General features: G+C 53.2%; 20 protein-coding genes. 10 read left to right on the top strand and 10 right to left on the bottom strand.

Annotated features, from left to right (window positions below; genetic code table 11):
- Positions 1-94: 94 nt before the first annotated feature.
- Positions 95-931, top strand: coding sequence for a thymidylate synthase (locus IE065_RS12270; RefSeq protein ID WP_189515482.1), 837 nt, complete (start codon positions 95-97; stop codon positions 929-931).
- Positions 932-947: 16 nt separating this feature from the next.
- Here the strand turns inward: IE065_RS12270 and IE065_RS12265 are convergent, their stop codons facing one another.
- Entirely contained in the window at positions 948-2,759 is a 1,812-nt protein-coding gene (locus IE065_RS12265; protein WP_189515480.1) for a phosphoenolpyruvate carboxykinase (GTP), read from the bottom strand.
- 241 nt (positions 2,760-3,000) lie between these two features.
- Between IE065_RS12265 and IE065_RS12260 the strand changes: the two genes are divergently transcribed.
- Positions 3,001-3,504, top strand: a complete 504-nt coding sequence (locus tag IE065_RS12260; RefSeq protein WP_189515478.1) for an Imm42 family immunity protein — start codon at positions 3,001-3,003, stop codon at positions 3,502-3,504.
- A gap of 112 nt (positions 3,505-3,616) precedes the next feature.
- Positions 3,617-4,357: a class I SAM-dependent methyltransferase gene (locus IE065_RS12255; protein ID WP_189515476.1), complete on the top strand. Its 741-nt coding sequence runs from the start codon at positions 3,617-3,619 to the stop codon at positions 4,355-4,357.
- A 125-nt stretch (positions 4,358-4,482) separates the two neighbouring features.
- On the opposite strand, the gene IE065_RS12250 is transcribed toward IE065_RS12255, so the two are convergent.
- Positions 4,483-5,448: an acetylxylan esterase gene (locus IE065_RS12250; protein ID WP_189515475.1), complete on the bottom strand. Its 966-nt coding sequence runs from the start codon at positions 5,446-5,448 to the stop codon at positions 4,483-4,485.
- A gap of 56 nt (positions 5,449-5,504) precedes the next feature.
- Entirely contained in the window at positions 5,505-6,890 is a 1,386-nt protein-coding gene (locus IE065_RS12245) for a DNA recombination protein RmuC (protein ID WP_189515473.1), read from the bottom strand.
- Between the two features lie 64 nt (positions 6,891-6,954).
- On the opposite strand from IE065_RS12245, the gene IE065_RS12240 reads away from it, so the two are divergent.
- A complete protein-coding gene (locus tag IE065_RS12240; protein WP_189515471.1) occupies positions 6,955-7,932 on the top strand; it encodes a substrate-binding domain-containing protein in 978 nt (325 codons plus the stop codon).
- Between the two features lie 55 nt (positions 7,933-7,987).
- Here the strand turns inward: IE065_RS12240 and IE065_RS12235 are convergent, their stop codons facing one another.
- From IE065_RS12235 to IE065_RS12215, 5 genes are all read right to left on the bottom strand, one after another.
- The gene (locus IE065_RS12235) at positions 7,988-9,547 is read right to left on the bottom strand and encodes a DHA2 family efflux MFS transporter permease subunit (RefSeq protein ID WP_189515469.1); all 1,560 of its coding nucleotides are present in this window, start codon (positions 9,545-9,547) and stop codon (positions 7,988-7,990) included.
- Positions 9,537-10,895 carry an HlyD family secretion protein gene (locus IE065_RS12230; protein ID WP_189515467.1) on the bottom strand — a complete coding sequence of 453 codons (1,359 nt, stop codon included), beginning with the start codon at positions 10,893-10,895 and terminating at the stop codon, positions 9,537-9,539. The genes IE065_RS12235 and IE065_RS12230 overlap by 11 nt, the downstream gene beginning before the upstream one ends.
- 100 nt (positions 10,896-10,995) lie before the next feature.
- On the bottom strand, positions 10,996-11,757 hold the full coding sequence (locus tag IE065_RS12225) for a class I SAM-dependent methyltransferase (RefSeq protein WP_189515465.1): 762 nt from the start codon (positions 11,755-11,757) through the stop codon (positions 10,996-10,998).
- A 243-nt stretch (positions 11,758-12,000) separates the two neighbouring features.
- Positions 12,001-12,645: a ThuA domain-containing protein gene (locus IE065_RS12220; RefSeq protein WP_189515463.1), complete on the bottom strand. Its 645-nt coding sequence runs from the start codon at positions 12,643-12,645 to the stop codon at positions 12,001-12,003.
- Positions 12,646-12,722: 77 nt separating this feature from the next.
- Positions 12,723-13,403 (bottom strand): O-methyltransferase, encoded by a 681-nt coding sequence (locus tag IE065_RS12215; RefSeq protein ID WP_189515461.1) that lies wholly within the window; start codon positions 13,401-13,403, stop codon positions 12,723-12,725.
- A 90-nt stretch (positions 13,404-13,493) separates the two neighbouring features.
- On the opposite strand from IE065_RS12215, the gene IE065_RS12210 reads away from it, so the two are divergent.
- Together IE065_RS12210 and IE065_RS12205 are read left to right on the top strand one after the other, a co-directional pair.
- The gene (locus IE065_RS12210; protein ID WP_189515459.1) at positions 13,494-13,985 is read left to right on the top strand and encodes a MarR family winged helix-turn-helix transcriptional regulator; all 492 of its coding nucleotides are present in this window, start codon (positions 13,494-13,496) and stop codon (positions 13,983-13,985) included.
- A 48-nt stretch (positions 13,986-14,033) separates the two neighbouring features.
- Entirely contained in the window at positions 14,034-14,279 is a 246-nt protein-coding gene (locus tag IE065_RS12205; protein WP_189515457.1) for a hypothetical protein, read from the top strand.
- 94 nt (positions 14,280-14,373) lie between these two features.
- On the opposite strand, the gene aspS is transcribed toward IE065_RS12205, so the two are convergent.
- Positions 14,374-16,170 (bottom strand): aspartate--tRNA ligase, encoded by a 1,797-nt coding sequence (gene aspS, locus IE065_RS12200; protein WP_189515455.1) that lies wholly within the window; start codon positions 16,168-16,170, stop codon positions 14,374-14,376.
- A gap of 178 nt (positions 16,171-16,348) precedes the next feature.
- Here aspS and IE065_RS12195 point away from each other — a divergent pair, with 178 nt between their 5' ends.
- The 4 genes from IE065_RS12195 to IE065_RS12180 all read left to right on the top strand — a co-directional run bounded on the left by IE065_RS12195 (position 16,349) and on the right by IE065_RS12180 (position 20,381).
- Positions 16,349-17,272, top strand: coding sequence for a hypothetical protein (locus IE065_RS12195; protein WP_189515453.1), 924 nt, complete (start codon positions 16,349-16,351; stop codon positions 17,270-17,272).
- 2 nt (positions 17,273-17,274) lie between these two features.
- Positions 17,275-17,928: an endonuclease III gene (gene nth / locus IE065_RS12190; protein WP_189515451.1), complete on the top strand. Its 654-nt coding sequence runs from the start codon at positions 17,275-17,277 to the stop codon at positions 17,926-17,928.
- 123 nt (positions 17,929-18,051) lie between these two features.
- The gene (locus tag IE065_RS12185; protein ID WP_189515449.1) at positions 18,052-19,317 is read left to right on the top strand and encodes a hypothetical protein; all 1,266 of its coding nucleotides are present in this window, start codon (positions 18,052-18,054) and stop codon (positions 19,315-19,317) included.
- 125 nt (positions 19,318-19,442) lie between these two features.
- Entirely contained in the window at positions 19,443-20,381 is a 939-nt protein-coding gene (locus IE065_RS12180; RefSeq protein ID WP_200163421.1) for a glycoside hydrolase family protein, read from the top strand.
- Here the strand turns inward: IE065_RS12180 and IE065_RS12175 are convergent.
- The gene (locus IE065_RS12175; RefSeq protein WP_189515447.1) at positions 20,378-21,451 is read right to left on the bottom strand and encodes a LacI family DNA-binding transcriptional regulator; all 1,074 of its coding nucleotides are present in this window, start codon (positions 21,449-21,451) and stop codon (positions 20,378-20,380) included. The genes IE065_RS12180 and IE065_RS12175 overlap by 4 nt on opposite strands.
- Between the last annotated feature and the right edge of the window lie 57 nt (positions 21,452-21,508).

Here is a 21,508-nt window from a genome sequence, read left to right as displayed (position 1 = left end):
CCAGTAGAGCCTCGTGGCTCTCATAAGAAACATCTCCCTGCCCCTTTCCCCTCTCGCTTGACTCCGCCCTGCCTCAGCGAAATAGTCGCAGCGTATGAAGGCATATCTCGACCTACTGCGGCACGTAATGGAGAACGGCGAAAACCGCGGCGACCGTACCGGCGTCGGCACGCGGTCCGTTTTTGGCGCACAGGCGCGGTATTCGTTGGCACCCGGATTCCCGCTGTTGACGACTAAAAAGGTGCATTGGAAATCCGTCGTTTATGAGCTGCTTTGGTTCCTGCGCGGCGAAACCAATGTCAAATGGCTTCAGGAACGCGGCGTATCGATCTGGGATGAATGGGCGGACGAAAACGGTAGCCTTGGCCGCGTCTATGGTGCCCAATGGACGGACTGGCAAACCGCTGATGGCCGACGCATCAACCAGCTAGACGAGCTTGTCAACGGCCTGCGCAACAAGCCCCAGAGCCGCCGCCACATTGTTAGTGCGTGGAACCCCGCTGATCTACCGGATGAAACCCGCCCACCCCGCGATAATGCCCGTGAAGGCAAAATGGCGCTGCCGCCCTGCCACGCGCTTTTCCAGTTTTATGTCTCCGAAGACGGCGGTCTGTCCTGCCAACTCTATCAGCGCAGCGCGGACCTCTTCCTCGGCGTGCCGTTCAACATCGCCTCCTATGCCCTGCTCACCTGCATGGTGGCACAAGTCGTCGGCCTGCGACCCAAGGAGTTCATCCACACCTTCGGCGACCTCCACATCTACAGCAACCACTTTGCCCAAGTCGAAAAGCAGCTCACCCGCGAGCCGCGCCCCCTACCCCAAGTCAAACTCAACTCGGCCATCACTCGCCTAGAAGACTTCGACTACGACGACGTTGAGCTTATCAACTACGCTCCCATGCCCGGCATCAAAGCCCCCATCGCCATCTAGGGCAGCATGTCGCTGCCTATAGACGCGAGATCAGCAGTTCGCGTTCAAAGATCAGTTCCTTCGGCAGGTGATCCGAGAGTTGAAGGAAGAGTTCTTCGTGCTGGAGGATGGACATCCGGGTGCGCTGGCGGTCGTAGGACATTGCCTTTTTGAACTTATCTTCGCTGTACTCGATTCCACGCCAGTCGATATCGTCGTAGTGCGGCATCCAGCCCAGTGGCGTTTCTTTGGCGAAGCTTTGGCCACTGGAGCGATCAACAATCCACTTGAGCACGCGCATATTGTCGCTGTAGCCGGGCCAGAGGAAGTTGCCGTCTTCGTCGCGACGGAACCAATTGACGTGGAAGATGCGCGGAGTCTGGTCGAGGCCCTTTTGGAAATTGAACCAGTGGCGGAAATAATCGCCCATGTGGTAGCCACAGAATGGCAGCATGGCCATTGGATCGCGGCGTAATTCGCCCTGTTTACCTTCGGCGGCGGCAGTGCGCTCGCTGCCCATCGTAGCCCCCAAGTAGACACCGTGGCTCCAGTTGAAGGACTGGAATACGAGCGGGATGTCCTTCATGCGGCGCCCCCCAAAAATGATAGCCTTAATCGGCACGCCTTCGGGCTTTTCCCAATCTGGGTCAATCGCCGGGCAATTGGCGGCGGGCGCAGTAAAGCGGCTGTTCGGATGAGCGGCAGGCGTATCACTGGCGGGCGTCCAATCCTTACCCTTCCAATCGATGAGGTGCTTGGGCTTTTCCTTAGTCATCCCTTCCCACCAGATGTCACCATCATCGGTCAGCGCGACGTTAGTGAAAATCGTGTCTTTGGAGCAAGAAGCGATGGCGTTCGGGTTGGTGTCCGGCGAGGTGCCTGGTGCCACGCCAAAAAAGCCGGCTTCAGGGTTAATGCCATATACGCGTCCATCAGGGCCAGGCTTGAGCCAAGCAATGTCGTCGCCGACGCAGGTCACCTTGTAATCGCTCATTTCCTTGGGCGGGATGAGCATCGCAAAATTCGTCTTGCCGCAGGCGCTCGGGAAAGCGGCGGTCACGTAGGTCTTCTTGCCACTGGGCTCTTCGACGCCGAGGATGAGCATGTGCTCCGCCAGCCAACCTTCGTCTCGGGCCATGGTGGAAGCAATGCGGAGCGCGAAACACTTTTTGCCAAGTAAGGCATTGCCCCCATAACCAGAGCCATAAGAAACAATTGTGCGTTCTTCGGGGAAATGGACAATATGCGTGTTATCCGGGTCACAGGGCCAGGCAACGTCCTTCTGACTGGGCTCCAACGGCATGCCGACTGAGTGCAGGCAGGGCACGAAGAAACCATCTTTGCCCAAGGTTTCCAACACGGCGGCTCCGACTCGGGCCATAATGCGCATGTTGACCACCACGTAAGGCGAGTCTGTCACTTGCACGCCGATCTGGGAGATCGAGCCGCCAATCGGGCCCATGCTGAAAGGGATGACATACATCGTACGCCCCTTCATGCAACCGTTGAAGAGGTTCTTCATCTTACGGCGCATCTTACGCGGCTCTTCCCAATTATTCGTGGGACCAGCGTCGTTCTTATTCTGCGAGCAAATAAAGGTACGGGACTCCACGCGGGCGACATCGCGCGGATCGGAGCGGAACAAATAGCTGTTCGGGCGCTTCTCTTCGTTGAGCTTAATGCAGCTGCCCTTGGTAATCATCTCGGCAAATAATGCATCCGCCTCTTCCTGCGAACCGTCGCACCAATGCACCGCATCGGGCTGACACATAGCGACCATTTTATCGAGCCACTTCAGGAGCGCCTTGTGATTTGTTTTCGGTTCAGATTTTGCGAGTGACGATGTCATTAGAAGAACTGTTGTTTGGTGAAGCCAAGTCTTCATGCTGAATCAAGCGGGCCTTTGAAACAACCTTAACTTTAGAAAAATACCCTACTAGCGCCTATTAGAAACCCTAATCAAAACCAAAGTTGTGGTATCTCCTCAAATCTCCCCCCCTCCTCCTAAAGGATGCGGCGGGGATAACGGTTTTAGAAGAACCTCAACAGCATGAATTGACGACTCCGCTCGCATCGCATTCAGTCAATCCATGGATTTTGGTAAACGTGAAGTATTTGCCATCGAGGCCTATGCAACCAAGGTAGATAGTAAGCGACAATGGGTCTTTGGACGCATGTGTTGTTGGGTCAACGGCTTGCCCTTAGGCAATGTCAATCAGCCCATGTGCATGCTCAACGTAACGGCAGATTTCCTTCGCGTGAAGCTACGCACGCTCGATAACCTGTCGAATTCCACGCTCAGTTCGCTAACAGCCCGCATGGCCTTTAAGTGCCTTGATCAAGCGCTTTATACCGAAGGCATTGAACCAATCGATGACCCCCTGGGCGACAATTTCGATTACCGCTATGACTTCCTGACCAATGGCGGCGAATCCTTTGACGGCTCCAAGTCCTTCATTGTACGCGCCGAACAACAGGTCCAGATTATCTTCTGCAATGATGGCGACGAAATTCAATCCGGCACCGTCAGCGTCGATGCATTTCAAGAAAGCGTCAGCGCGTTTTTACGTTGGATAGAAACGCCTGATGAGTAATTGACCGCCCCCCCCTCTTTCCAGTAGCTCGCCAGATTTCCACCGTCTGAAGACCAACGCTAAGGCAGCGTGATGAGTTGACGCGCTCGGGGAATTACTACAACATAATCCCATGGCCACGCCGTTACACGAAAAGTCCACCATTGATGAAATCCGCGGGCGCTTTGACGCCGATGTTGAGCGATTTTCGAATCTCGAAACTGGTCAGGCGGCGACCATTGATGCCCCACTGGCGATGGACCTCATCACTCAAGCAGCAATCGCAGCAACGCCAACTATCCGGCGAGTGCTCGACATCGGATGTGGCGCGGCAAACAACACCATCAAACTGCGGCGAGAATACGGCGAGGACTTCGATTGCGACATTTGCGACCTCAGTTTGCCCATGTTGGAACGCGCGGAAGAGCGCTTGAAAGCCGAGAACGATGGCGTCGTACGTGTTTACCAAGGCGACTTCCGCGACATTGCCTTCCCGACGGCCACCTTCGATGTAGTTATCGCAGCAGCGGTCATGCATCACCTGCGCGACGATGCCGATTGGGAGGCTGCTTTTGCCATGATCTTTAGCCTGTTGCGGCCCGGCGGTTCATTTTGGATCACTGACTTGGTCGCCCATGAATCCGAGCAAGTACACTTGCTGATGTGGCGACGCTACGGCGAATACCTTACAGGACTTGGTGGCGCAGACTACGCAAAGAAGGTCTTTTCATACATTGACCGCGAGGACTCCCCTCGCTCCGTAACTTATCAGATCGAACTGATGCACCGTGTCGGCTTTCGCCCTGTCGACATCCTCCACAAAAATTCCTGCTTCGCAGCCTTCGGCGGCATCAAGCCTATTACCGGACATTGAGCCAGTAGGCTCAGAATCGTGCTAGCCTCGGAGTTACACAAAAAAAGTCAGCACCAAGGTCTAGTGAATGCTTCGCGACCAAGAGTGAAAAACAATCGTGGTGTTCCATACACCGAAAAAACCACCTACATCCAGTCTCGATAGAAATCGTAGGCGTGGTCTGACCAGTTCGGAAGTCCCTCGTGGCCGTAGTCGTAGTATATAATATGGCGCTTGGGGGCGTGGATGTTGTTGTAAGCTGCAAACTGCGTGGATGGCGGGCAGATTTTATCCATCAAAGTAATAGCCATCAGTGTATTGCCCTTAATGCGCGGTGCCAGATTCTTTACATCGATGTAGCCAAGCGTGTTAAACGTTTCTTCCTCCTTCTCGTGAAGAGGATCGACCTGACGGAAAAATGCGCGAAGTTCATCGTAGGCATTCTCCGCGAGGTCCATCTGCCAAACGCGATAGTAGTCCGACAAAAATGGGTATTGTGCAACCACCTTCGCAATACGCGGCTCAAGTGCTGCGCAAGCCAGTGAAAGCGCCCCCCCCTGACTGCCTCCCTGAGACGCCACACGGGTGGCGTCAACTTCGGGCATGTCCATGACTAGCCCAGCGAGTTGCGCCGCATCGAGAAAAATCGAACGAAAGGCCAAGTGCTTCGGACCATTGCGTAACCCGCGGATGATGTGTCCCTTGAATGTGCTAAGGTTTGCGGAAACGATTTCCTGCGACTCACCCGCTTGGCCCCGGCAATCCAGCGCAGCCATGACAAATCCAGAAGCCGCCATCGTCAGCAGGCCAGACCATTCGGTGCTGCTACCACTATAGCCGTGAAACTGCACGATGGCCGGGCAGCCCCCCTTGGGAACGCTCTTGGGTACAACAAGTTTGGCATGCACTCGGGCACCGCCAACACCAGCGAAGTAAAACTCGTAGCAGTCGGCAAAGGCCGTCGAAAAGCTCGCAGCAACGCGTTCTGGTTGGGCGTCCACTGCCTTCATCTCTTCGAGTGCCTCCGTCCAGTAGACGTCAAAATCAGCCGGGCATGGGCTTTGCCCCATGTAAGTTTTTAGTTTCTCAAGCGGATAATCGAATGCGGGCATGGCAGGAAGAATTCAAAATGATCGAGACAAAAGGCAAAACGAAAATGCGGGCAATATCAGTCCTCCACCGTCGGCGATTGCTTGAGCTGGGTATTGGCCTCCTGAGCGTTAGGGAGCGCAGGGGAGGAGGTTGCGTGCATATCCTTAAAGCGGCGCGCAGAAACCAGCACACGGCTTTCAAAGGATGAGACCGCACCATTGTAGGCGCTGGTAGCGTTATCGAGGCCACGGCGTATTTTATCAAAATGCCCGGCCATGGTCGCGATGCGGTCGTAGAGCTCGGCCCCAAGTTCACTGATCTTCTTGGCCTCCTTGGCAATCTCCTCCTGTCGCCAGCCATAGGCCACAGCCTTGAGCAGTGCAATGAGGGTCGTAGGTGTCGCGAGAATCACGCGGTTGTCTGAGCCAAATTCGATCAGCGTTGGGTCCTGCTCCAACGCTGCACTGAAAAAGGCCTCGCCTGGTAGAAAAAGGACCACGAACTCCGGCGTTGCTTCAAACTGGCTCCAGTAGCGTTTTTCGCCGAGTTTCTTCAAATGATCGCGCACTTGGCGTGCATGGTCTGCCAAACGAAGCTTTTGCTCGTCCACATCGGTGCAATTAAGCGCGTTGAGGTAGCCTTCGAGCGGAGCCTTGGCGTCGACGATCATCTGGCGCCCGTTGGGTAGGCGGATGATCATATCGGGCCGCAAGCGCCCTTCATCAGTGGTCACGTTTTCTTGCTCAAAAAAGTCACAATAGTTCAGCATACCAGCAACCTCGACGGTGCGTCGCAGCTGCATTTCCCCCCATCGTCCACGGACCTGCGGGGCACGGAGAGCACGGACTAAATTAGCCGTCTCAGACTCCAAGGAACGCTGGGTGACAAGCATACCCTTGATCTGCTCGTTCATGCCCTGATAAGCCCCCTCGCGCGCCTTTTCAAGCGAGGTAATCTTCTCCTGAACCTTGTCCAGAGATTCCCGAAGTGGTGAAACGAGCTGCTTGATCGAGGTCTGACGTTGTTCGAGATCGCCCTTAGCCCCTTCCTGATAACGCTCCAGATTTTGCTTTGCTTGCTTAAGGAATTCGTCGTTGTTGGCACGGAGGGCATCGGCCGAAAGGCCCTTAAAGGCATCAAGAAGCTTGATCTGGGCTTCGTCGATCAGCCGTATTTTTTCTTCGGCAGACTGGCGCTCCTGCTCTCGCCGAGTCTCGGCCTCGCGCAAACGCAAAGCGCTTTCGTTAGCAGTCTGAGTTCGTACCGCGAGTTCTTTTTCCAGTGCATCAGCTCGGGCGGCATGTTGTTCGCTCTGCTGCTGGGCAAGCGCGAGCTGAGTCCCAGCCTCGGCCTGGCCAAGCTCACGAGCAGCCTTGAAGCCCTTGCTCATCACCACCCACGCGACACCCGCCCCAATAATGAGACCGATTACGAATACGACTATGCCCAATGTTGCATCCATAAGGGAACCTATGCCAATCTACCCCGTCCAACCTTAGCGTTGCTGGCAACGATAAACCACATAGATGAATACCCGATCTCTTTTTTTCTCCGCTTTTTTCTTCATTTGCGTACTGTTCGCTGGCTCTGCTCAAGGCGAACGACCTCGCGAAATTTGGGAGCGCTACACCGTAGCCTTTATCGGCGAAGACACCACGAATCTGATTAATGGTCCAGCTCGACAGGGCGCACTGGACGCCGCTAAGGTTCTGGAACATCAGCATCACTTGGCAATCACGCTTGTCGATCTGACACCAACACCTGGAAACGGCCAGTCATCTGCGCTACGCGAAGCATTTATTAAGGGAGCACACGCGGTCTTGATCAGCGTTTCTGAGCCGAAAACGATCGAAAAGGAGTTCGATCTGATGGCCCGCCAAGGCGTCCACATTGTCACCTTCGACCAAGATGCGCCAGATAGCCCACGGCTGGCAACAGTCTCCACAGACAACGCAGCAATCGGCCAAATCGCCTTCGATCATGCCGCCAAAAAGCTACCACGCGGTGGCAATTTGGCGGTTCTCGTGGGTAACGCCGATGCCCCAGTTAATCAAGAGCGCCTTGCCGCAGTTCAGCTTGCAGCAGAGGCAAATCCTCAAGTTAGCATTCAAGCTGTCTACCCCTGTATCGAGACCGTTGACGGCGCAATCAACGTCCTACGCGAAGTTCAGGCTACAGATCAAGACGAAGCGATCGATGGATGGATTCTATTAGGACCATGGCCGTTGTTGGGCGTAACTCCCCTCCCCTGGAAGCCTGGAGAACAGGTCTGTGTAGCAGTAGATGCGCTGCCCCCAATGCTTGCCTACGTTGGCCAAAAGCAAGTAGATGCGCTTGTCGCGCAGCTTTACTATCGCTGGGGCTATCTCGCAATGGAAGCGGCGATCAATGCAGTCCACCTCAAACAGCCCCCCCCCCTAAGGGTCATTCAAACCGGCGGTGAAGTCATCAGCCGAAACAACTTAAAGAGCTACAGCCAAGACTGGGTTCAGTGGATGCAGTGAGGCAGTTCCCGCACAATGTTCTTAGTCGCCTGTCCTCAATTTGACGAATATAGCATCAATGCCCAGTTGGAGCCGGATTACTGCGGTCCGGATTTTTGCGCATAAAGACGATCAATGGCACAGCAGCTAGCAAAGCTAGGCCGAAGATTGTGAAGATCCGATCAAAAGCGATACTCGTCGCCTGCTGATGCGTGTAGTCATGCAAGAGTTTAAGCGCCGTATAGTGAGCAGTTGGATTGATAACCCCCTCGCTGTGAAGCATGTTCATTACATCTTGGCCTACAATGGTCAGCTCTGGCGAACTACTGGTTGCAGCGTCGATTAATTGCGCTTCAAATTGCCCCTGCATACTACCGAGAACCGCCGCCGCAACCGCGACACCGACACTCGCGCCGAACTGGCGGGTCAGGTTTAACAGCCCAGTAGCAGCAGCTTGTTTACTGGGGGGGAGGTCGGCAACCGCCAACGCATTGAGTGGCACAAAGATCATCCCCAAGCCAATGCCCCTTAATAGTAGCGGAAAGGTAAAGGCAGTGTCCGGCGTCAAAACGTCAAAGTAGCTGTATTTCCACATTGCGTAGAGGAAAATAGCGACCCCGCCCAAGATTAGACCATAGGGGTTACATAAATGCGAAATACGTCCCACAACGAACATCACCAGGCTCGTGCCCACGGCAACTGGCAGCATGATAAAACCAGTTTGCAGAGCACTGTAGCCCATCAGGTCGAGTAACAGTAATGGCGTGACAAATACGATCGCCAACGTGCACAATGCTTGCACAAAAGTAAACAGGCAGCAGGCAGAAAACTGGAGATTGCCAACGATCCGTAAATCCACGACCGGGCTTTCAAAAGTCAGCTCTCGCCAAATGAAAAGTCCGAGGCAGAACAGTGTAAGCCCTGTTAATTCCCAGCCAGCCGCGGACGCAAGCCAGCCGATTTTGTTTCCATCTTCCAACAATAATTGGCAGGCACCCAAACCAATCGCCAAGAGCAACAGCCCTAGAAAATCCACTTTGCGCACCTTTTCGCGATACTTCGACTCTGGCACTAAAAACACCACCAGAATAAGCGCCGCGATACAGACCGGAATATTGATGTAGAAAATCCATGGCCATGACATGGTCTCTGTCAGGTAGCCACCGAGCACGGGGCCCATCGCTGGGCCGACCATGATACCCATTCCCCAAATCGCCATTGCTCGAGAGTGCTCCCGGGGGGGGAATACCTCGTAAAGAATCGCCTGCGATGTGGCGACCAACGCTCCCCCGCCAATCCCCTGCACCACACGCCAGAAAATCAGGGACTCCAGTGAACCCGCGTGTCCGCAAAGGAAACTCGCCAGAGTGAACAGTGCCAATGAACCCGTAAAATACCGTTTTCGTCCAAAGAGCGACGCCAACCAACCCGTCAATGGGATGATAATCACATTAGAAAGAATGTAGCCCGTCGAGACCCATGCGATGGCGTCGAGGGACACGCCGAAACTCCCCATCATCTGCGGCACCGACACATTGACAACCGACGTATCCAAGCCCTCGACGAGCGAGGAAAGCGTCACCGCCAAAGCAATCCAATACCGCTGAGGGTGCCCCTTTGCTTCCTCAGTGGGCATTAGCCGTATCTACGTTTGCGGGGGGGGGGGCAGGCTCCGCGCTGACGGGTGTAGCTGTGTCGACCGGCTTGGCTGTCTTAACCGGCGTGGCGATATTGACGGGTGTAGCCGTGTTAGTGGGCTTCACTGAGGCTGTTGGTGTTGAAGGAATAGGGGTCGGTGTTTCAGGAGGTGCTGAGCTGGCGGCTTTATTACTGTCCTTAGCTGGTGAGGCTTTAAGCGGTTTGCTTGGATCGATAACCGGCTCCCATTTACGCTTGGCATCCACACTGATTGTCACCTCTGCGCTCATGCCTGGGACAAGTTTTTCAATGTCACTGAGTGGTTCCGTAAAGCGAATCACAACAGGGATAAGGGCTTCGACCTTGATAAAATTACCACTGGCTGCATTTCGCGGAATGATGCTAAATTGGTTGCCCGCAGCGGGGGCTAAACTAGCTACTACGCCTTTGAAATCCGTGCCTGGAAAAGCGTCTATCGTGACATCGACCTTATCGCCGAGATAAATGCGTTCAAACAGAGTTTCCTTAATGTTGGCCACAAGCCATTTATCGTCGTCCGAAACCACGGTCATCAGATACTGGCCCTGCTCAACCATTGTGCCGGGGTTGACCTTGAGCTGGGCAATATGGCCGTTGATTGGCGACTTAATTTCCGTGGATGAGAGGTTCAGTTGGGCTTGGGCAAGCTCTGCCTTGGCCTCCTCAATGTTGTAATCGAGGAGCTGGGCACCAGCCATCGCTTCTTGAACCTCCTGTTGGGCGGCATAGGCCTCTTTCTGCAGAGTTAGTAGACGGGCGTTTGCTTGATCCGCACTGCCCTGAGCCATATCTAATTGAGACTGCACAAAGGTCTGGCTGATCTTGTTGGACTGCATGCGCTGAAGCTGAGCAGTGGACTGCTTGGCGGTGGACTGCGCTTCGGAAAGCTGAGCCTGAACAACCTCCAGATTAGCCTGTGCTGTGGCCAATTTAGCCTGAGCTAGTCCGCTGCCATCCTTCGTGCCAGAGGTTCCCTTACGCGCCTGCAACGCATTCAGTTTAGCTTGGGCACGCTCCACCTCCAGTTGGTAATACTGGTTCTCCAGTTCGCCCAGAATGGTGCCCTCTGTAACGGGTTGGTTTTCGAATACCGATACAGTGTTCAGCCAACCTCGTTCGGGTGCCAGAATTTTGATCAATTGTCCCTGCACCTGAGCATTGTCGGTGACAATGTGCGCCTCATCGAATTGAAGCCGCTGATAACCGTAGATCCCTGCAGCAATGAGTCCGATGATTGCCACAGGCCAGATTAACCAGTTAAATCGGCTACGGACCGCTTCCTTTGTTTTCTCCTTTATTTCAGCCATTAATCAATTAATTCGTCAGTTCATATCGTCGTAAAAATGCACGCATAGAAATTAGCGTACCTATTTACTAATGGATGAATGAAACGGCTGACGAACCTATTTATGCAATTCGTCCCCAGAATACACGCGTATCGTATTCCAACGTAACACGGTTGCTGATATGGTGCTGGAGGAATATCTGCTCTAGCCGACGCAGCATCGTTAGACAATCGGGATCACCTGGAGCGGGCACATAGGAGCACGACAAGAGCCGACCACGCAGCTGTTCCCAATTGCAGTCCTGACGGTTTGGAAAAATGCGCGACTCCACATGGCTATCACCAATGAATTCTGCGAAATCTGAGCGACTTGGTCCTTGGTGATCAACTTGATGGTAATCCGTGCCAAATTCTTCCAGCAGGCATTCATACGCGCGTTGGAAAGCCGAGCCCTCCATACGCCGATGATTCCAGATGATGTAAACCCATCCACCCGGCTTCAGAATGCGACGAAATTCGCGGCGGGTCGCGCTTCGGTCAAACCAATGAAAGGCTTGTGCCGCTGTGATTGCCTCCAAGGTCCGATCAGGCAAGCCTGTCTCTTCCGAACGGCCATCCCAGCTCTGATAAAGCGGGTAGCAACGTAATTGACGAGTACCTGCCTCGCGCATTTCGCGGTTTGGCTCGACTCCGATCACGCGAAAGCCTTGGCGCAATAACAGCCGAGAAAAAATACCAGTTCCAGAACCGATATCGGCAATCGGCGCTCCTGGTTCAAGGCCGCATTCATCCCGCAAAATTGCGGCGGCGGCACTTGGATAGCTGGGGCGATACTTGGCGTAATCGTCTACCCGCTGACTGAATCGCTGGGTGGGTTCGCTCATGGGAATATGGTGAAGACTATCATGGATTTCTGGTGGCGCAAGCCAATCGACATCAAAGGGAACAAAAACTTTGCTCCGCATTTTCCATCCACATTTCTCCTAATTATTAGATACCCAAACAGCGCATCTAATTCCCGTATTTTCTCGTTTAGCCCATTAAACGCACTGACCTCGTCGTCGACTGTTACAACGAAATCTGCGTTTAAAAAATCAACACAACAAGCTTGGCCTCAACGCGCACTGCTACACAGGCTTACGTGCCGCCCAAAGTGCGCCATCGACGATAAAATTCCAGACGTGCAGATGTTCATCGTATTCCTCCGGCTTATGACCAAGCGCACAGTAAAAAACTTTACCAATGCCCCAATTCTTCGTCCAGGCAACGGGCATATTGATCGTCTTACCCTCGTAATGATAATCCGTGGCCAACAACACGTCATTGCCCGGATCAACGTGCAGGTAGTATTGCTCGGAATTGTAATTAAACTGTTGAGGCAAATCCGCGGTCAACGCGTGCTCTGCCTGTGTCACCCGGACGGTGTAGTCCCCAACATGAGGGTGGGAGACAAACTGCCCGCCCATCATGTGACAGTAGTTCAAGGCACCACGAAAAGCGTCTCCAGCTCCATGCGTGCCAGCCAGACCAGTCCCGTTATGGATTGCTTGCGTTAGTGCTGATTCGCGCTCCGCCGAAAGCTCCGCCATGGTAACACAGGGTATGATAAGATCAAACTCAGCTAGACGCTCCGCTTCGTCAAGGCAGTCAAGCCCTTCACATAACTCCACATCATAGTCATTGCCAGTGAGTGAATCAGCAAAACGGCGGGCAATGACATCAGGGGAATGGCCAGACCAGCCTCCGTAGAATATTAAGGCATTTTGAGACATGTTTCCATTCATTGCATCTGATTAATCAGTGCAATCAAATTGGTTGATTCCACGTCATAAACGAGGCGCGCAACTCGCTAAAGGCGGAGTGACACCTCGTGCCCGCTGTGATGTTTCGACCCACCTAGCGTTAGCAAGGGAGTGGAAACGTAGCCGTTAGCCGGATCATGTAGATAAGCTAGGAAATTCTCCACGCCGTCGTGGTCGGTGTTGTCCGATGAAATGAGGCAGCCAGACTTCATGTGCGGCTCTAGCACCTTGAGTATGTCGAGATACATTGATTTTTCGCCGTCGAGAAAAACGAAATCCACCTGCCCAGGCAGGGGCTCATTCAACGTCATCAGAGCATCGCCAACTCGAAAATCAATTAGGTCAACTAAATCAGCATCGGTGAGGTTCTTCTTCGCCGTTTCGGCTTTTTCTGGAATGAATTCCGAGGTAATGACTTTCCCCGCCCCGTTGTCACGCACCGCAGCAGCCAGATAAATCGTCGAAATGCCGAACGACGTGCCGAACTCAACAACCGTCCGAGCCTGAGTCGCACGGATCAGCGAATACATCAGGTTTCCGAAGGGCCGATCGATCGGCATGTAGAGGTCTTTACGCGCAGAAAAGCGCTCAAAAGGCGTCTGATCGACTGGCTCGGGCTTAGGCTGATTTTGTGCCGCATCGCGGAACTTGGCCATCTGCTGCTCCGCATCAGCAAAGAGTTTATCCAGCACGTGAGCGGCAGGGGAATCTAGAAGTGTATTGGTCATGGATTTTTGTTTTTCAATTATGATTCAGTCAAAAGCCAATTGAACGTTTACTTTTGTGTCCACGCCCACTTAGTTGACTTTGACAACAATATGAAAAGCCAGAAGGTTGACATTATCAACAAAAAATCTCAGAAAAATGCCGAAGCAGTTTTTGAGGCAATCCACACCCTAATGCATTTGATTCGCTCAGAACAGTATCGGGTGCTGCGTGACAGCCCCTATCAGCTGACACACATGGAGGGCAAAATGCTGGCTTACTTCTCCCAAAATCCCGGGGCAACACTCCGCGAGCTTGTTATCCATACCGGACGTGACAAAGGACAGCTTGCCCGCACGATAAAGACCCTCAAGGAACAAGGTTTGCTCATTGGTGAAGAAGATCCAAACGACCGCCGCAGCCAACTTCTTTCTTTGACTACCGAAGGAACGAAAATCAATGAATCCCTGATTGACCAGCTTAACCACTTGACTGAATTAGCCGTCCACGATCTTTCTGACGCCGACTGTCAGAAATTGCTCCAATTACTCACCCAAATTCGGGCAAATATCCAGCGGTCAAACGACAAAAAAGACAGTAAATGAAACACCCTATTTTCTTGCTTGTTCGGGCAAACGAATTATAACCAAAAAATGCATATAAAACAGCAAATATCTTTAGGTTTCATCTGCGCTAGCCTACTCTCATTGGCATTAACTGGCTGCCAGAAACCCACACCCGAAGAGCAAATGGGCATGGGGGCAAAACAGCTCGTTGAAGGCCACCAAGACCGAGATAATGGTTTAGGCGACATGGAGACCGCACAAGGCACTGAAAACCTCGTCGAAGGCACATTGAACTATCTCGACGAAGGCAGCACCCCAAGCAGCTCAAACTAAGACATTAATAAAAAAGCGCATGGCCAAGTTTAGTTGAACATGCGCTTCCCCCCCCCCCTGCGACTGCATTGGTGGGTAAGGTCGTGATCGTGCCTTAGTCTTCGAGCTTGGTCACCGCGATATGGAGATCGCGAAGCTGCTTGTCGGTCGCTGGACCAGGAGCACTCGTCATCAAGTCTTGGCCCTTTTGAGTCTTCGGGAATGCAATAACTTCGCGGATTGACTTAACATTGCCGAGAATCGCGGCCAAGCGGTCGAGACCAAGCGCAATGCCACCGTGAGGCGGGGCACCGAATTTGAAGGCCTTCAGCATGTAGCCGAAACGGGATTCCACGACTTCTGGCGACATCGCGAGAACGTTCTTAAAGACCTTGTCTTGCAGCTCGGGTTGGTGGATACGAATCGAGCCGCCGCCGATTTCCGAGCCGTTCAGCACGACGTCGTAAGCTTGTGAACGGCAGTTCTTCGTGTCCGTGTCGAGTTTGTCGATATCGTCCGGATGCGGCGCAGTAAACGGGTGGTGCGCAGCAACATAGCGGCCCTCGTCCTCATCAAACAACATGAGCGGGAAGTCCACGACCCACAGGAAGTTATACTGGGAGTCAGAAATTTCCAGCTTACCGCGTTTCTTGAGTAATTGGGCGCTTTCCAAGCGGATACGGCCGAGAATTGCACAGGCTTGCTCCCATTTCGAGGCAGCGAACAAAATCAGGTCGCCGTCTTCGATACTGAGCTTGGTCTTCAACGCATTGAGCTCGTCTTCAGAGAAAAATTTGATGATCGGCGAGCGCCATTCCTTAACGTCGTCACCACGCACTACGATGTAGGCCAGGCCCTTGGCGCCGAGCGACTTGGCCACGTCTTCCATCGCCTTGACTTCGCCTTGGGAAATGTCACCGAGGCCCTTGGCGTTCATGGCCTTGACTACCCCCCCCCCCTTGATGACGGAGGAGAAGACTTTGAAACCAGTGTCTTTAAGATCTTCTGAGAGGTCGACCAACTCCATATTGAAGCGAGTGTCAGGCTTGTCGACGCCATAGCGGTTCATCGCGTCTTTATAGGTCAAACGCTGGAACGGCGTGGGCACATCGACGTTGAGCACGTCCTTCCACATCTTCTTGAGCATGCCCTCAATAAGCGTATACATGTCTTCGCGCTCAATGAACGACATTTCCAAGTCAATTTGAGTAAACTCAGGCTGGCGGTCGGCGCGAAGGTCTTCGTCGCGGAAACAACGTGCGATCTGGTAATAACGCTCGATCCCGGCAACCATCAACATCTGCTTGTATTGTTGCGGACTCTGGGACAGTGCGTAGAAGTCACCCGGATTCAAACGGCTCGGCACGAGAAATTCGCGCGCGCCTTCGGGGGTAGACTTGAACATGGCCGGGGTCTCGATTTCGAGGAAGCCCTCGTCGGCCAAATAGTCACGACAGCTCTTGGCGGCGGTGCTACGAATCGTCATCATCCGACGCATTTTCGGGCGACGCAGGTCAAGGTAGCGATACTGCAGGCGGAGGTCTTCATTGACCTTCTCAGCCTTCTCGTCCTGCAGCGGAAACGGCAGCGTTTCGCATAAATTGTGAATGATGATCTCGCGTGCGGAGACTTCAATTTCCCCGGTAGGCAGGCCCGAATTAACCGTCGACGGCTCACGCAACTTTACGATGCCTGTCACTTGAATGACTGATTCATCTTTAAGACGGCCCGCCTGCGTATGCAGCTCGGGATAGTCTGGATGAAAGACAATTTGCGTGAGGCCTGCGCGATCGCGCAAATCTACAAAGAGCACACCGCCGTGGTCGCGCACTGATTCCACCCATCCAATGAGTGTGACGGTGTCGTCTGCGTTGGCTTTATTTAACTGGCTGCAAGTATGGGTCCGCTTCATGAGAAAAGCCCGCTAAGTAGGCAAAGTCTGAACCGTATGGCAAACGAAAACCAACAGCGTATCAGATCAGTCCGAATTGCCATTGAGACCGAAACGATCGGTGGTAATTAGAACACCACAGCGTAAAAGAGCTGTTTGGGTGTTGATTTTGCCAAGGAACGTCGCACGCTGGCCCGTCATGTCACGATCCAAGCTGCTTTTCGCATTCAGTTTCATGCTTGCCGCCACAGGAATCCTGCGGGCGCAAACGACGACGGGGGGGGTGTCTTTCCTCGACATCATTTCTTCTCAGAAGGAACTGGGCTTTACAATAACTCAGAACTATGAGTACGACTTCGCCTCGGATCTACAGGGCAATTACAACGGAGACCTCGCCTCCAATGTCTTCACTACAGCAATCGATTACGCCACCTACTGGGATCGTGGGTTCTGGCGCGTTGGTTTCGCTTTTGAGTATACGGATTGGCAATGGGGGGGGCCAACTTACCTGAACGACACCTATGAAATGACGCTTCAGACGATTTTTGGTCAGCGTTTTGTTGATTCTGACTGGGGCATGTTTGCTGTGTTGGGCGCGACCTTGGGTGCTGAATATGACGGGGGGAACCTCGCGGGGGGGGGGTCTTATCGCGCTGGAGTCGGCGTCACCTACTTCTGGGGCGAGCTAAACTCCTTTAGTCTCGGAGTAATGGCAATTGGCCAAGAGCAACGCGAAATGTACGCCCTGCCCTTGCCCATTCTCAACTGGTACATTACCGATGACCTCATTCTTCGCACCTTCAACGGCTTTACGCTCAGCTACGACGTTTCGGGCGATATGTCGACCGTGCTAGACTTTACTACCGAATACGAAAACGACCTCTTCCGCATGAAGACCCAGACGCTCGCTCCCGGCCTTACGCGAACACCAGTCGCCGAAACAGAATCCATCGTAGTTGCGGGGGGGGTAACCCAACGTTTTGAAAATGGTCTCTACATCCGCGGTTATTTGAAGGGCATTCTCTATCGCAAATTTGAGTTTCGCCAAAACCAAAGCACCTACCAGTCCATTAAGACCGACCCGGCTCTCGCCATCGGTATCCAAGGCGGCTGGAATTTCTAAAGGTGACAAAAAAGGAGCGAGCGGCCTACGTTGACCAGAGATTGGCGGAGTTATACCCCGACCCGCCGATTCCGCTTGATCACCGAGACCCCTATACTTTGTTAGTAGCGGTGCTGCTCTCGGCGCAATGCACCGATGTACGCGTTAATTTGACCACTCCTGCGCTGTTTGCATTAGCAGACAACCCGGCTGACATGGCCCAACAGGACGTGGATGCAATCAACGCCATCGTGCGTCCCTGCGGCTTGGCCCCACGAAAAGCTCAAGCAATCCAAGGGCTTTCGAAGATCCTCGTTCAGAAGCATGGGGGGGGGGTCCCGGCGGATATTGAGTCACTGGAGGCCCTGCCAGGCGTCGGGCACAAAACAGCGCAAGTCGTTATGGCACAAGCATTTGGCATTCCAAGCTTCCCCGTGGACACGCACATTCATCGTTTGGCGCAACGCTGGGGGCTGACCAGTGGGCAAAGCGTCAAACAGACTGAACGCGATTTGAAGGACCTTTTCCCTCGTGAACGTTGGAATAAACTCCATTTGCAGATCATCTATTATGGACGGGAACATTGCAGCGCCCGCGGGTGCAATGGAACCGTGTGTGAAATCTGCCAGACTCTTTATCCGGCCCGCAAAAGCCCGAAAGCAACGCGCAAAGCGTAAAACTCCAGTAAAAGCGAAACCTGCGACTGGGCGCGAGGTTAATTTGAGGTCCACCAGCGCCGTTATGGCAACGTCGGAGGATTGCATTTCCCGCGGTCTTGCTTTAGATCAATCTACATAACTATGCCCCGAATAGTCACATTACTCGTCATGATGGCCTTCCCCCTTGGGTCATTATTGGGCAATAGCATCATCGATGGCTTTACCAACGCGACCAATGACCGCTTCACTAACGACCCTGCGTTTATCGCAAATAGTTACAATCTTTCGGGCATAGGCCGGTGCAGCAATGACCGATGGGGCACTTTGGTGAGCAGTAATGTCATCATCTCCGCCAACCATTTCCATCCAATTATTGGTCAAAGTATCGTCTTTTACGCCACCAACGATCCGAATGGCGCAAGTGAAACACGCACTGTTGTTGCCGGCGAGCGCTTTGGCGTCTCTGACGTATGGGTTGGCGTGCTCAATGCCCCGCTCCCTGCCAGTTACGAACCGCTGGCCTTTACCACGGATAACATCAACAGCGCCATCCAGTTCAATTTCTCCTCACATCATGACGCCACTGCTTTCCTTGTCGGAATCTCCTCCACCAGCCCGGACGTTGCGCTGGATATGGCCGTTGGCCAAAACATTCTGACCGACTGGTATAGCAATATCACGGTAAACGGCGCGGGTGGCTATTCCGCAACCGGCAACGCCATCCGCGCATTTCAAGACCAGTCAGGGGACCCGAACTTCATTGCTTACGAAGCGTATTTACAGGATCACGACTCGGGCGCGCCCATGATTCGTGATGTGAATGGCGAGCTAACGATCATCGGCCTCAACTGGTTTATCCACAATGACTTGACGGCGCTTGGAACACGTAACTACAGCGCGTTCTCCTACGTGGGCAATTTTGCCACAGAAATCCAAGCCGTAATCGACGCCTTTGCGGGCCTCAACCTGAGCAAAGAATATGGCACATGGATCGGTACCTCATTTGACGGGGAAACTGACCTGACGCTCATGACGCCCAGCTATGACTATGACAACGACGGGATGACGAATTATGAAGAATATGCGCTGGTCTCCGATCCCATTGCCTATGACCACGCCACCGAGACCACCGTTGATACCATCGACGCGGCCGGAACGATTTATACGGAGATAACGGTACAATTACGGGAGGCCGATAATTACATTGGCTACACGGTAATGACCGGTAGCGATTTAGACGGTTGGAACACGACCACTCTGGCCTATACGGGTAGTTGGGGAACTGGCAATGCTGGCGTTGCCACCGTGACTGCCGCGACCGACCATGGCAGCACCTGGACGGTTACCGTGCGCGACGCAGTCCCCATAACATCGGGAGCGCCTCGCTTCATGCGAATTGGTTATTAAAAATCCAACGCTCAGAACAGAAGGTCAGCCGATCCCCCAAGCTGCATTCATATCGAATTGGGGTAATGATCGCCAAGCGCCTAAAAATATTTACGCGCCTTCAATTCACCGCCTAACTATTGCTCATGAATGCCCCGCTCAACGCGATTTCCAAGATAACCGCCCGCCGTAGTCGCCACAATCCGCTAATCACTTTCAACAGCTCCCCTACCCTCGGCCAGAATATCAACGGCCCAACTGCGATCCGAGTCCCCAGTTGGCTACCCAATCCCCTCGGCAAATACTATCTGTATTTTGGGCATCATGGCGGGCAGTTTATCCGTTTGGCTTACGCAGATAATCCACACGGTCCTTGGACAATTTATGACCCCGGCGTACTGCCTGTAGCAAACGTCCCAGCAATTTTCGGTCACCTGGCTTCGCCCGATGTACATATAGATCACGAACAGCGCCAGCTACGGATGTATTTTCATGGCCTCGTCCCAGGTAGTAAGGACCAAAAAACCCTGCTCGCAACCTCATGTGATGGGATTAACTTTACTGCCGGCAAAGACTTTCTGGCATGGTCTTACTTGCGAGTCTTTCAGTGGGACGGTTGGCTCTACGGTGTCGATGTCTATGGTAATCTCTATCGCTCCAGGCACGCTGACAGTGGATGGGAAATGCGGGCAAAAAAAATCGTTTTCCCAGTCATGATTCAGGACAAATTTGGCCAACGCGAAACCAGTATTCGCCACTGCGCCATGCTGCTTAAGGGTGACACGATGATCCTCTTTTATAGCCGTAAACAAGACGCGCCAGAACGCATCCTCGCCACCACTGTGAAACTAACGAACGACTGGGGCGAATGGCTTGCATCTACACCGATCGACGTAATTCAACCTGAAATGGATTACGAAGGTAGCATGTACTCCAATCAGCCTTCCGTCCTCGGCGCTGGCATTGGTGTTCGCCAACTGCGCGATCCCTGTATTTTGGAGGACGAGGGCCTAACCTATCTCTATTACAGCATTGCGGGCGAAGAAGGCATCGCACTGGCGGAGCTAGATATCGAGCTACGTTAAGAGGCCTTCTTGACGCGCTTTTTCTTGGCAGGCTTTTGTCGCTTGAGAGGCGTACCGAGTACCACATTCGGCACCTCTCGCCATTCGCCTTGAAGCAAGACAGCGGTGGCGGGGTCCGGTATGCCGCGCTCATTTCGATGCAATTGCGCCAGCACTAAGTCCACAGCAACACCGGCAATTAAATCGTATCGAGTGCAAATCCCAGGCACAACGCCAGTCTCTCCCCAATTGAGCGTGAAGTAATGTTTTACTGTCGGAAAACACTGTCGGAGAATGCGATAAAATCGATCATCCGCCCCCATTGCCAATAAGATGGCGTCTGGCTGAAAATCCTTGGGCCAGGGTTTTAGTTCCGGCTTTTCGCTATCATCTACATATTGAATCAGAGAATCTGCAATCGACGGATCAGGATGCATCGTACGAAAAGCCGCAAGCTGCATATGGTGCAGGCGATCGTCGATACTCCGGCTCATAATAAATGCTGGCTGCTTTAAGCCCGCCTCGCGCATACGCTGCATACTAATCCAGACACTGCGGTAGTAGTCATGGCCAACCCGGTGTAACACTGGGCTCCACTCTGTCATCCCAATAATAGCGCAAGCAAACGCTGACCAATCCCAGTCAACCGTCATGTAATTGCGCTCCATCTCCGGCGATAAAAGAATGCCAGAAATGCCTCTCGTTCTTAGGATTTTGTGTAGTCGCTTGGGTGTCATGCCTGCCCCATTCAGCCAAAACGGTTCCAAGGAACAGCCCAACTGCTCGGCGCGGCGTTGAGCTCCGGCAAAAACCATTTGGCCAAAATGCTGCTCCGATATTTTTTTCGAGGAAAGCCAAATCCAGCCAAGCACCTCACGCTCTCTTGGCGATTGGCTACGGCGAATCTGCGCCATCAGTGTCGATAAACGCGGGTCTGGACGATAGTCCATTTCCACCGCCAACGCACGGACACGCTCAATCGTAGCATCAGAAACAGAGGGGTGTCCCCGCAATGCATAAGAAACTGCGCCCACGCTTAAACCTGCCACCTCAGCCAGTTCTCGAATCGTGTACGCCTTCGGCTTACTCATTAACTTAACGAGTTCAGCCAGCACTTGATTTTAGGCAAGGCAAATCCCCGTGGAGCG

It is taken from the genome of Cerasicoccus arenae, assembly GCF_014651635.1.
GTDB lineage: Bacteria > Verrucomicrobiota > Verrucomicrobiia > Opitutales > Cerasicoccaceae > Cerasicoccus > Cerasicoccus arenae.
Note: the sequence above shows the minus strand (reverse complement) of the source record. Positions and strands in the feature narration are given on the sequence as shown.